The following is a 12588-nucleotide window of genomic DNA, read 5'->3' as shown; positions in this document are numbered from 1 at the left end:
GACACACTGTTGAGTTCTCAAAGAACACGCACACACCATCACCACGACCCTATGGCCGCCGCTCCGGGGCAACTTTTCCAGCCTATCCCATCATGATCATCGGCGCAAACCGCTGAACATTCGGGGAAGAACTGGAGGTGAAGCACAACCATACATGATGGAACTACTTCGAAATTTGGTCAGGCACTTCGTACAACCTCGTGTCACTCGCCGTGAAGGCGGGAGTCGGTGTCCGTGTCGCTCTGACTTGGAATAAGTTACGCGTCCGCCGAAGTCTTTGCCAAATCCACAGGTCAGAGACTCGGAGGTATCCATTTCCCCAGCAAGATTGCCCGTTTCAGTCGATTTTCACCAATTCGGACATCATGTGACGCCGGACACCGTGGCCGGATCGGCACGCAGCGGGAACTCACACCACTTGGACTCGGATACCTGCATCCTCGAACAACGCGACTTGCTTTGCGTCTACTGCAGCATCGGTAACCAGCACGGCCCCCGGCGGTATCGGCGCCCACGCATGGAAAGGACGTTCACCAAGCTTGGCGGAGTGGGCGAGGATGTAGACCGCGCCGGCACGTTCGATCATCATTTCCTTGAGCCGGGTCTGATCGAGCTCAGCTTCACAAATACCCAGGTCAGCGGTAACTGCATCGGCACCGAGGAATGCCTTGTCAAACGACACCCTCTGCAGCGACGCTTCCGCCAGTGGCCCGACGAATCCTTGACTGAGCTGCCTCAGCGTCCCGCCGAGACATTCGACTCGAACACCATCAGCGTCGGCTAACGCCTCGAGCGCCGTCAGCCCTGCAGCGATCACCGTCAAATTCGTCACGTGACGTAAGAACTCTCCCATCGCTCCGACGGTGGTACCTGCATCAAGGAGCACGGTTTCTCCGGGCCGGACCTGCTCAGCAGCCCATTCGGCGATGCCCCGTTTGGCGTCGAATCCCTCCATTGCGCGTTGACGCAAGGAGGATTCCGGATGAGGGTTGAGAGCAATCGCCCCGCCGTACGTTCGAGCAATTACTCCCTGGGCAGTCAACTGACTCAGGTCGCGACGGATCGTAGATGCAGTCACCCCGAATTGGGCAGACAGATCCTCGACACTGGCCAGACCGCTGGTGCGAGCGAGCCTCGCAATCTCCGATCGCCTCGCCTCCGACTCCCGAATGGCCATCGCTCCTCCCCCCTACAAACCCTGGTGCTTACTTGGAAACGAATGTGCTGGTTGCCAATTCGGCCGCCTGCCGCAGCGCTTCGACCATACTACCGGCCTCGGCGATGCCCTTACCTGCAATATCGAAAGCGGTTCCGTGATCGACGGAGGTACGGATGACAGGTAACCCGACGGTGATGTTGACGCCGGCCTCGATCCCGAGAACCTTGACCGGGCCGTGCCCCTGATCGTGGTACATCGCAACGATCAAGTCGTAGTCCCCACGTCCAGCGAGGAAGAATGCCGTGTCCGCCGGCAGTGGGCCGTGGACGTCGATTCCTTCTGCCTTCAAGAGTTCAACGGCGGGAATGATCTTCTGCTCTTCCTCTCCGTACCCGAAAAGCCCGTTCTCCCCCGCATGCGGGTTGATCCCGCACACGCCGATTTTCGGAGATGGATTGCCCGTGCGCACCAAAGCTTCGTGACCTCGACGAATTGTCCTCTCGACCAGGCCGGGCTCGATCCTGGCAACTGCATCGAGCAGTCCGATGTGAGTGGTCACGTGAATCACCTTGAGCTTGGGGGTCGACAACATCATCGACACCTCCTCGGTACCGGTCAGGTGCGCAAGCAATTCCGTGTGTCCGGGATAGATGTGTCCTGCCGCATGCAGCGCTTCCTTGTTCAGCGGCGCCGTGCAGATCGACTGGACTTCACCGCGTACGGCGAGTTCGCTTGCGACGCGGATATATTGATAGGCCGCATCCCCCGCGACTGCCGACAGTTCACCCCAGGCGAGATCCTCGGGTAGCAAGTCCAGGTCGATGACGTTGATCCGTCCATCGATGAATTCAGCATCCTTGATCTCCTCGATCGCGACCACGTCGACGTCTATTCCGAGCACCGTGGCAGCCAATCGCAAACGCTTCGCGTCGCCGACAACAACAGGGCGGCAACGCTTTCTCGTTTCGGCGTCGAGGAGTGCGGGGACGATCACTTCCGGTCCGACGCCGGCGCCGTCGCCCATCGTGACAGCAATCAGCGGCAGTGGAGTGGATTCGATTGACATGGGATTGACCTCGTTGTCTGAAGGTGGACTGTCCGGAGCGTCGACCGGGATGGGGCGCGCGAGAAACTTCGTTATAGAGAAAAGACTGTGTGCATTCCCGAAACTGCCTGGCCGCGTGACGATGTACCGTCCGGTGTGGTCGACGGAAAGTACGGCGCCGTGTTCAATTTCGTAAATTGGTGACAAAGTGTCGATCCGCAGGCGGTCGAGAACGCTGCGCGCGGTTTCGCCACCGGTAAGAACCAAGTCGATCGGGTACTCGCCGTGGGAGAATCCTGCATCGACGGCAGCGATCAGATCGGCGAGAGCCGAAACGAGATGGACGGATTCTGCAGGCACGACAGGTCCACTTACCGAAACCACGACGTTTCCGCGATCCAGTGCGTTCAGAATCGGAAGCGGATCGACCGAATGCGCCAGGAGTTCAGCACTGTTCACTTCGATATGGTGCGCACCTAAATCCCGAAGCAATTCCACTTGGTCCCCGGCAGACGCATCCGCCGTCCCCACAACCACCAAAGTAGATCGAGAATCACGAAGAGATGGACGCACGACGGGTGACTGCACGGTTCGTCGTCGTGCTACTGCCGTCGCGAGCGCCGAGGTTCCTACCAATCGAGAACCCCGAACCTCCTGTGCTGCAGCCACAATCAGTTCCAGATCACTGTCGGTCTCGACGTCGCAGATCGCCACCGACCCGGCTTCTGAGATCGACGCAAGAACCTGACTCAACCGCCCGGAGCGAATGTCGTCCAGCGATACGCCAGAAGTAATTGCCGACGAGCCGAGCGCCTCCGCAATCGACCGAGGAGCCGGCTTCGACTCCGCGCGCCACAGGTCGGTGGCGTGCAACGCAACCCCATCGACCAACACCACCCCGCCTTGCACCGTGCGCCCTTGCCTGGGCAGTCCGGCGGCGACGATGACCGGGGATCCGTCGCGGGAGAGTTCTCCAACCTCCGCCGCTATGTTGCCCCTGAGCAGGGAATCGATCTTCTTGACGATCTCGGAGCCGTCAGACGATTGCAGAACTGATCTCACGTCACGAGAGGCTCTGGCGGGGTCGGATCGCCGTGAGTGCAGATCGAAAACCGTCACTCCTGATCCGTCGGGCGCACCTGGGCCGAGTCGAAGCGATATGCCCGAACTGCGGAGCAGAAATCCTGCGGCCGACTCCGCGGCTCCGGAAAGATCATCAGCGATGATTACCAGTGGTTTCATCGAATTCCTCGACCCCCTTTCGGTCTGAATCGAGTATGCACAGCATCGCAACCGATGCGCGAAGTACGCAATCGAAGTTACGGGACTTGCGCGAAGTGCGCAACAGTGCCATTGTGAGCTGAGTTACAAGCGAGAGCCCGACGCGATTGTTCACCAACAGTCCGCTCGGAGCGTCGCCCCCACGCTGCCCCGTCAGGATCGAAAGGTCACCGATGACCAATACTCGTTTGCGAACACCACAGCTCTCCCGGCGATCCTTTCTGCAGTTCACCGGGCTGATCGGTGGCGCAACGCTTCTGGGCACGACTGCCGCGTGCGCCGGCCCTACCGGGAAGCCGACCCAGGGCACCCTGGTGCTCGGGCTCAACCGTTCGCTCGTCAGCCTCGACAACAAACTCAATCAATTCGACGCAGCAGTCACGGCTCAACGTGGCGTCAGACAAGGTCTCACCCGGATCGGCGACAATCTGACACCGCAACTCGTTCTCGCTGACAGGTTCGAATCGACCGGCGCGACCGAGTGGACGGTTCGACTCCGCGAGGGCATCCGTTACTCCGACGGCACACCTGTGCTGATCGACGACGTCACGACGGCAATGCAGATGTACCAGCAGGTCAGCGGATCGTTTGTCGCACCGCAGTTCCCCGAGTGGCCGACGGTCGTCCCCATCGACGATCGCACCTTCATCCTTCGGACGAATTCCCCGGTGCCGGTTCTGGACTCGCTCATGTCCAACATCTTGATCACCCCGGCCGCTGCGAACGAACCCAACGAACTGCAGAGCGGAATCGGGTCGGGACCGTTCGTCGTCAGCGAATCGAACCGGGGCACCGGCGATTACACACTTGTCGCCAATGACAACTACTGGGGCCCGGCCCCTGGCGTTCGTCGTGTTCAGGTCCGCTTCATTCCCGAAGAGGCCGGCCGCGTCGTCGCGCTTCGGAGCGGCGAGGTCGACGTCATCGACTCGATCAGTCCCGATTCCGCCGAACAACTCGCCGACCTGCCTGGTGTCCAGGTGGACACAGTACCGAGCACACGCATCAACCAACTGTTCTTCAACTTCCGCAAGCCCGCCGATCACCCACTGTCCAATCCGCGTGTCCGAGAAGCTCTCACGTATGCCATCGACGGTGAGTCACTCGCTCGGGACGTGCTGATCGGATCCGCAGTCCCGGCCACCGGCCCCGCACCGTCGACCTTGGACGGAGCCGTGAAAACCGGCACTTACCAATATGATCCACGGAAAGCGCGGCAAATGCTCGAGGCCGAAGGCGCCGACGACCTCGAACTCACCTTCATCTGGGAAACCGGAGAGTTCACCAACGACGTCTCGGTGATGGAATCGGTACTCGAAATGATGAAGGCCGTGGGAGTACGCGTCAAACTCCAGCAGTTCGAACCGGGCGGTGACATCTCGTCCTGGCGCCAGGGCAAGACCGGCGACTGGGATGTGCTGGGCAACGGCTACGGCAACCAGACCGGACTTGCACTGACCACGTTGCAGGGGATGTACGCCGGCACAGCGGAGAAGGAAGCAACTCGCGACACCTATCACGGGTACGTCTTCCCCGAAATCACCGCGAAGATCCAAGCCGCATCCAGTGAACCAGACCCGACCAAGCGCGCCGCTCTACTCGACGCCGCACAACAAGACATCTGGAACACCTGGCCTTGCCTGTGGAGCTTCGTACCCAACGCACTCCTTGCGAAACGCACTCGTGTACAAAATGTTTCACTGACCCCGATCAACTCCTACGACCTCGGCGCCGTCCGATTGGAGGCCTGAGGCGATGACTCTCACCGCTCCGAAACCGCAAACCGCTCTCGGAATCTCTCCGCGTCGGCGCACAAGGATCAACCCGACCGTCAAATACGTGCTCAAACGCTTGGCACAGAGCGCCTTGACGATCTTCCTCACGCTCACAACAGTGTTCGTCCTCATCCGAATGGCTCCCGGCGATCCTGCCTACGCCTTGGCCGGACCGCTGGCCAGCACGGAGGATCTAGCACAAATCCGTGCTGACATGGGCTTGGACAAGTCGGTGTTCTCTCAATACCTGATCTACCTGTGGGACCTCGTCCATCTGAATCTCGGCACCTCGTACTCGTTCCAGGCGCCGGCCATGGACGTTGTCCTCGGCCGTCTCCCGTACACCATCACCCTGGCCGTCAGCTCCATTCTGCTGACCGCCGTGCTCTCGATTCCGCTGGGCGTGTGGATGGCCCGTCACGCGGACACCCGACGTGAACTCGGTGCGAACGTCGTGGCCGTCGGCGGGCAGTCCATGCCGGAGTTCTGGAGCGGCCTGATGCTGGTGACGATCTTCGCGGTCTTGATCCCAGTACTCCCGGCAGCCGGTTTCACCACATGGCCGTCGTTGATCCTGCCTACCGTCACCATCGCCATCCTTCAGATCGCGTTGATCTCCCGGATGGTTCGACGCGAAATGGTCTCGGCCTTCGCTTCTCCGTACATCACGGTCGCACGTTCTCGCGGAGTATCCGAACGCGAACTCACCTGGCGATATGCGATGCGTAATTCTGCGATTCCGATCGTCACCGCGCTGGGCACCAGATTTGCCGGAATGCTGAACGGCGTCGTGGTGGTCGAGGTCGTGTTCGCCTGGCCTGGTGTCGGCTCGCTGGTGGTCCGCGCACTCGAGACTCGCGACTACCCGCTCATCCAGGCCACCGTGCTTGTCACTGCGGTTCTCGCCGTGCTCGTGCAACTGGCAGTGGACCTCCTCTACCCCCTCCTGGATCCACGCGTGCGACTCGGAAAGGGCGCCAACTGATGACTACCGTCTTGGAACCTCCAACAACTCCACGCGCCAGCGCGGTCACCGAGGCAGACTTCGCACGCGCCGGAGCCACGCGCCGTAAGCGAGACAGCCGAGTCAAGATCTGGGCCGGCTCGATCTGCGCGCTCCTGGTGATTCTTCCTGTTGCATTGGCGGGACTACTCCCCCTTGCAGATCCGAACCAGACCAACCTGAGCAGTCGACGGCTACCGCCCCTCACCGACGGCCATCTGTTCGGCACCGATCAGTTGGGACGAGATCTCCTCTCACGGATCCTGCACGGCGGCCAGGTGTCTCTGACGATCGGTATTCTCGCCGTGATCGTCTCCGGGGTCATCGGCATAGTCGCCGGATCCGCCGCGGGGTACTTCGGTGGCTGGGTCGACACCGTGATCTCCCGCCTACTCGAAGCACAGCTTTCTCTGCCTCTGCTGATGATGCTGCTTCTCGTCGTTGCGCTGTTCGGTCCGTCCATTCCCGTCATCACGTTTGTCATCGCGATCGCGCAGTGGCCCGAGGTCGCACGGTTGACTCGCTCATTGGTACTCGTCGAACGCGAAAAGCCTTACGTAGCTGCAGCTCGAGTCCTCGGACTTACTCGCATGGCAATTCTGCTTCGTCACGTCATTCCGAACATCGTCAAGCAGGCCTCGCTCGTCGTCCTGCTGCTGCTCGCGCAGGCCGTACTGCTGGAAAGTTCGTTGAGTTACCTCGGCGCCGGACCGCAACGTCCGTTCGCAACGTGGGGACGAATCATCGCCGACGGCCAGGACTACATCACCACGTCATGGTGGATCGTCACGTTGACAGGTCTGATGATCGTTCTGCTGGTCGTCGGAGTGAACCTACTAGGCGACGGCCTGCGCGATCGTCCTGCAGGTTCGAAACGACTGGGCGCAAGCCTGTTCGGGCGTGGCAACGCCCAGAAAGCAAAGGCGTGAGACATGGGCAATCTACTACGGGTCGACGACCTCCAGATCGAACTTGTCACGGCGAATGGCGTCATCCGAGCCGTCGACGGGGTGTCCTTCTGCATCGACGCCGGTGAAACCGTCACCATCATCGGTGAATCCGGCTCCGGAAAGTCGACCACGGCCATGGGAATCCTCGGACTGCTTCCGGACGATCTCGCCGTTCTTTCCGGGAAAGCCGTGTTCAAAGGCCAAGACATTCTCGGAAACACGAAGATCTTGAACGATATTCGTGGAAAACACATCGCCCTCATCCCCCAGGACCCGATGACGGCTCTGAGTCCCGTCCACACCATCGGTAGCCAACTTCGAGAAGCAGTGCGCCACAGCGGTGTGACCGCGAAGAAGCAGCAAATCGAGCGGGCAGTGCAACTGCTCGAGCAGGTACGCATTCCGTATCCGGATCAGCAACTCGACAAGTACCCGCATCAACTGTCGGGTGGAATGTTGCAGCGCGTCCTGATCGCCGGAGCTCTTGCTGCCGGCCCCGAACTGATCGTGGCCGACGAACCCACCAGCGCATTGGACGTCACCGTTCAGGCCGGGATTCTGGATCTATTGCTCGAATTGCAGGAACGCACCGGGATCGGAATGCTGGTCATCACCCACGACCTCGGAGTCGCCCGACTCGTATCCGATCGCATCTACGTGATGAAGGACGGACGTTTTGTCGAGACCGGTAACGCCGACGTTCTCGTCGACTCACCGCAAAGCGCCTACACACAAAAGCTTCTCGACGCCATACCGCACCTGGGGCCTTGGGATGGCGACCCCGCCCGTTCAACACAGATCGGAGCCTCGGCATGAACCCCCACGAAACGCCACTTCTCGCCGTCGAAGATCTCGTTGTCGAGTATCCGGTTCCCGACGGAGTTTTCCGAGCAGTGGATGCTGTGAGCTTCTCGGTGGAAAAGGGCAAGACCCTGGCCATCGTCGGCGAATCCGGATGTGGCAAGTCGACAATCGCTCGATCTATCGTCCGACTCCTCACACCGACCAGTGGACGCATTCTCGTCGACGGCAATGACATCGCGCAGATGTCGGAGAAGTCACTGCGCCCCTTCCGCTCTCGCGTTCAAATGGTGTTCCAAGATCCGTACGGATCGCTGGACCCCCATCTGACTGCCGAGGACATCATCGGAGAACCACTGCGCCTCAAAGGTGTTCGGAGCAAGTCTGAACGCGCCAAGGCAGCAGCAGAACTCGTCGATCGCGTTGGCCTGCCCAACTCGGCACTACACCGGCGTCCGGCAGAGTTCTCCGGTGGCCAACGTCAGCGCATCGGAATTGCCCGTGCACTTGCCAGCGGACCCGAGATCCTGGTCTGCGACGAAGCGACCAGCGCTCTCGACGTTTCGGTGCAAGCGCAGGTACTCGCGCTCCTACGTGAAATTCAGACCGATACCGGTCTGACGTACGTTTTCATCTCACACAACTTGGGCGTCGTCCGAGAAATCAGCGAGACCGTAGTCGTGATGTCGAAAGGAGCCATCGTCGAATCCGGTTCCACAGAAACAGTTCTCGCCAGTCCGCGCGAGCCGTACACCCGCGCACTACGAGGCGCTGCTCTCGATCCCACCACCATGGTCGGCATCAAACCACGCCACGTGGTGGCAGCCCTGTCCAAGAACTTGCTAGCCAAGCAGACCGAATCACGAGGAGTTGCCTGATGACCGCCCCACTCGAGCTTCCGAAACTGGTGCTCGGCACTATGACCTTCGGAGATACGGTCGACATATCGGGTGCCGGATCGATGCTCGACGCAGCACTAGGCGCCGGTATCTCTCACATCGACACGGCCAACGGCTATGCGGGCGGTGAGTCCGAACGCATGCTGGCAAAGCTCCTCCATGGCCGACGCGATTCCGTCACTCTGGCCACCAAAGCAGGAATGCCACACCCCGATGCCGGTGACAACAGCCCACTCTCGGCAAAGGGACTCCGAGCAAGCATCGAAGGAAGTCTGCGCAGACTCGACTCGGACTACGTCGACCTGTTCTATCTCCATCAGCCGGACCGAACCGTCACGCTGACCGAAACTCTTACCACCGTCGCGGAACTGGTTGCCGAGGGCAAGATCCGCACACTCGGCGTATCCAACTTTGCCGCGTGGCAAATCAGTGAAATCAACTACACCGCAGACACAGTCGGTGCTCCGCGACCGATCGTCGCACAACAGCTCTACAACTTGCTCGCGCGTCGCATCGAAGAAGAATACGCAGAATTCGCGGACGTGACCGGACTGACCACCATGGTCTACAACCCACTCGGTGGGGGCCTGCTCACCGGGCGCCACACCTTCGAGGAAAACCCCGTCGACGGCCGATTCGGCGACTCCCGTCTTGCGTCGATGTACAAGGAGCGATACTGGAACACACAGATCTTCGACGCCATTGCACAACTGACGGCGATCGCGGAACAGTCGGGCATCTCCCTGACCGAGCTTGCGTTGCGCTGGCTGGTCAGCAAGCCCGTCGCCGGATCGCTGCTCCTCGGAGGATCCAAAGTTACGCACCTCGAATCCAATATCGCGGCCATCGGGCGAGGTCCACTCGACGCCTCGACCGTCGAAGAGTGTGACCTAGTCGGTGCCGCCCTACGAGGCCCCATGCCCAACTACAACCGCTGAAACACCCGACCTTCATCAGGAAGAGTTCTTCACTATGTCAGCACAGGAATTCGCCGCACGTATCCGAGGACGCGAACGCATTCTCGGATACTGGTCCGTCATCGACAGTCCGGTCTCGACCGAATGGATTGCGCACGTCGGCTGGGACTACATTGCCCTCGACATGCAGCACGGCCTGATCGGCTATTCGGGGATGGTCGCCGGGCTCACCGCCATCGACTCGTCACCGTCCACTGTCGGGATGGTGCGCGTCGAGGCAAACAATCCGACGCCCATCGGCCGTGCACTCGACGCGGGCGCTGTGGGCGTCATCGTTCCGCTGATCAACAACGCCGAAGAGGCAGCGGCCGCCGTGGCAGCCGCCAAGTATCCGCCTTTCGGCATCCGCTCCTACGGACCCATGCGCTCTCAACTCCGTATCGGCCCCGTTCCCGCCGACGCGAACCGCGACACCGTTGTATTTGCGATGATCGAGACCCCACAGGGTCTGGCGAACGTCGAAGAGATCTGCGCAGTGCCCGGTTTGGACGGCGTGTACGTCGGGCCGTCCGACCTACGAATCGCCGTCGGCGGTAAGCACTCCAACGATCCGGACGTCGCCGAGGAATTCGAAGCAGCGCTCACCCGGGTGCGCGAAGCTGCCGCCGTCAGCGGAGTCGCTGCGGGAATCCACACACCTTCCGGTCAGGTTGCGGCACAACGGCTCGGGGAGGGCTACACGTTCGCGACCGTGGCCTCGGACCTGACACATCTGGCGAACATCTCGGCTCAGCATTTGGATGCCGCCAAGTCCTGATCCGGGTACAAAAATGGCGATGCTCCCGCACTTGGTACGGGAGCATCGCCATTCTCGAACAAACTATCGCTGAATCGCCTTGATCTCGAGGAACTCTTCGAGCCCGAACGTGCCGGCCTCGCGCCCGACGCCCGACTGCTTGTACCCACCGAACGGAGCATTCGTGTTGAAGGCGCCGCCGTTCACCTCGACTTGCCCGGCCCGCAGTTGCCGGGCGACGCGATCCGCGCGATCGGGGTCACCTGACCAAACGCCACCGGCCAGTCCGTACTCGGTGCCGTTGGCGATACGCACTGCGTCGGCCTCGTCTTTGTAGCCCATGATCGAGAGGACCGGTCCGAAGATCTCCTCGCGCGCAATGGTCATGTCTTCGGTCACGTTCGCGAACACCGTCGGACCGACGAAATATCCACTGGCCAGACCAGTTTCGCGACCGTCGACAACCGCGGTGGCACCTTCCGACACACCTTTCTCGATGTATCCGCGAACGCGTCCCAGCTGATTCGCGTTCACCAGAGGACCAAGCACCGAAGTCGGCTGAGTCGGATCACCTACCGGGAAATGAGCGGCGACTGCAGCAGCAATTGCCGCTGCCTCATCCACCTTCTCCGCGGGAACCAACATACGCGTCAGCGCCGAACAGGTCTGGCCCGAATTGATGAAGCACTTTGCGACGCCATCCGTGACAGCCTTTTCGAGATCGGCGTCGTCGAGAATGACATTCGCCGACTTGCCGCCCAGCTCGAGCGAGACCTTCTTGATGGTGTCCGCGGCAACGATGGCCACTCGCTTGCCTGCCCGAGTCGACCCGGTGAAGGAGACCATGTCGACCTCAGGGTGGCCGGCGATGGCTTCACCCACTACCGGGCCGTAGCCACTCACCAGATTGAATACACCTGCAGGCAAACCAATTTCGTCGAAGATGTCAGCGAGAGCGTACGTGATGAGTGGCGCAACCTCGGTGGGCTTGAGAACCACGGTGCAGCCCGCGGCGAGCGCACCGCCGACCTTCAAGACAACTTGGTGGAGCGGGAAGTTCCAGGGAGTGATGGCGCCGACAACACCCGCAGGTTCGCGAACAATCAGCGAATTCCCGACCTCGTGAGCGTCGAAATCATAAGTGCGAGCCAATTCGGCAAATGCATTCAAATTCGCGAGCGGCATTCCGATTTGTACGGGCTTCGCGAATCCGATCGGCATTCCCATATCCTGCGAAACAAGCGCCGCAAGATCATCGGTGCGTTCGGCAATTATCGCCGCGGCCTTGGAAAGATATTCGGCGCGCTCACCGCCGGATAGTGCAGACCAGGCAGGGAACGCCTTTCGTGCTGCCTTCGCGGCCGCGTCGACATCTTCGACAGTGCCTTCGGCGACAGTTCCTATCAGCTCTTCGGTAGCCGGATTGAGAACGTCGATCCGACCGCTGCCAGTGGATTCGATCCAGGCGCCATCAACATAGATTTTGGTGCGGTCGAGAATATCGGTCATCGAAGCCTCCGTAGTCATCACGCGTGCACAGGTGAGGTGGGCCCGATCACACGGGCACCTCTTCCGAGCCTAGCCACGCTCGACGGGTTCCGTGGCGGGTTGGTATCGCGATTGGCGTTCGACTGACGAGACCTGTGGTGAGCGCAGGCTTTTCGCGGATCGTGTGAACGTATCGTTCCCCTCGTCTAGGAGGGTGAGAGTGTCGTTCACTCGATCCCGGACGGGGTGGTGAGCCGGCCGTGCTCTTCTGCTCGTGATGGTGTGAACGGTACGTTCGGTCGATCTGAGGCGACGAACGTACCGTTCACTCGATCAGAGGGTGCCGGCGACGGGATGTTTCGGGGTGTTTTGGGTACGAGAAAGCCCCCCAACCATCACTGGTTGGGGGGCTTCTCAAGTTGTGTTCGGCGGTGTCCTACTCTCCCACACCCTGTCGAGTGCAGTACCATCGGC

Annotated in this window: 10 protein-coding genes; 7 read left to right on the top strand and 3 right to left on the bottom strand. The window is 60.7% G+C overall.

What is annotated here, in order from left to right:
• Positions 1–409 precede the first annotated feature (409 nt).
• Together QMA15_RS32095 and pdxA are read right to left on the bottom strand one after the other, a co-directional pair.
• A complete protein-coding gene (locus QMA15_RS32095; RefSeq protein ID WP_019746663.1) occupies positions 410–1177 on the bottom strand; it encodes a DeoR/GlpR family DNA-binding transcription regulator in 768 nt (255 codons plus the stop codon).
• Positions 1178–1205: 28 nt separating this feature from the next.
• Positions 1206–3446, bottom strand: a complete 2241-nt coding sequence (gene pdxA, locus QMA15_RS32090) for a 4-hydroxythreonine-4-phosphate dehydrogenase PdxA (protein ID WP_279163001.1) — start codon at positions 3444–3446, stop codon at positions 1206–1208.
• Between the two features lie 212 nt (positions 3447–3658).
• Between pdxA and QMA15_RS32085 the strand changes: the two genes are divergently transcribed.
• From QMA15_RS32085 to QMA15_RS32055, 7 genes are read left to right on the top strand one after another with little or no spacing between them, the layout of a single operon-like run.
• On the top strand, positions 3659–5236 hold the full coding sequence (locus tag QMA15_RS32085) for an ABC transporter substrate-binding protein (RefSeq protein WP_256066074.1): 1578 nt from the start codon (positions 3659–3661) through the stop codon (positions 5234–5236).
• Between the two features lie 4 nt (positions 5237–5240).
• The gene (locus QMA15_RS32080) at positions 5241–6245 is read left to right on the top strand and encodes an ABC transporter permease (RefSeq protein ID WP_007732496.1); all 1005 of its coding nucleotides are present in this window, start codon (positions 5241–5243) and stop codon (positions 6243–6245) included.
• Positions 6245–7192, top strand: a complete 948-nt coding sequence (locus tag QMA15_RS32075; protein ID WP_019746660.1) for an ABC transporter permease — start codon at positions 6245–6247, stop codon at positions 7190–7192. The genes QMA15_RS32080 and QMA15_RS32075 overlap by 1 nt, the downstream gene beginning before the upstream one ends.
• A 3-nt stretch (positions 7193–7195) precedes the next feature.
• The gene (locus QMA15_RS32070) at positions 7196–8029 is read left to right on the top strand and encodes an ABC transporter ATP-binding protein (protein ID WP_053062092.1); all 834 of its coding nucleotides are present in this window, start codon (positions 7196–7198) and stop codon (positions 8027–8029) included.
• On the top strand, positions 8026–8892 hold the full coding sequence (locus QMA15_RS32065) for an ATP-binding cassette domain-containing protein (protein WP_051253226.1): 867 nt from the start codon (positions 8026–8028) through the stop codon (positions 8890–8892). The genes QMA15_RS32070 and QMA15_RS32065 overlap by 4 nt, the downstream gene beginning before the upstream one ends.
• Positions 8892–9851, top strand: coding sequence for an aldo/keto reductase (locus QMA15_RS32060; protein WP_021334655.1), 960 nt, complete (start codon positions 8892–8894; stop codon positions 9849–9851). Before QMA15_RS32065 ends, QMA15_RS32060 begins: the two co-directional genes overlap by 1 nt.
• Positions 9852–9885: 34 nt before the next feature.
• Positions 9886–10647, top strand: coding sequence for an aldolase/citrate lyase family protein (locus QMA15_RS32055; RefSeq protein WP_019746656.1), 762 nt, complete (start codon positions 9886–9888; stop codon positions 10645–10647).
• A gap of 63 nt (positions 10648–10710) precedes the next feature.
• Here QMA15_RS32055 and QMA15_RS32050 read toward each other — a convergent pair whose 3' ends face one another.
• Positions 10711–12135, bottom strand: a complete 1425-nt coding sequence (locus QMA15_RS32050; protein ID WP_007732506.1) for an aldehyde dehydrogenase family protein — start codon at positions 12133–12135, stop codon at positions 10711–10713.
• Between the last annotated feature and the right edge of the window lie 453 nt (positions 12136–12588).

It is taken from the genome of Rhodococcus sp. APC 3903 (assembly GCF_030407755.1).
GTDB classification, from domain to species: Bacteria; Actinomycetota; Actinomycetes; order Mycobacteriales; family Mycobacteriaceae; genus Rhodococcus_F; species Rhodococcus_F erythropolis.
The sequence above is the reverse complement of the archived record's forward strand: the minus strand, read 5'-3'. Positions and strand labels throughout refer to the sequence as shown.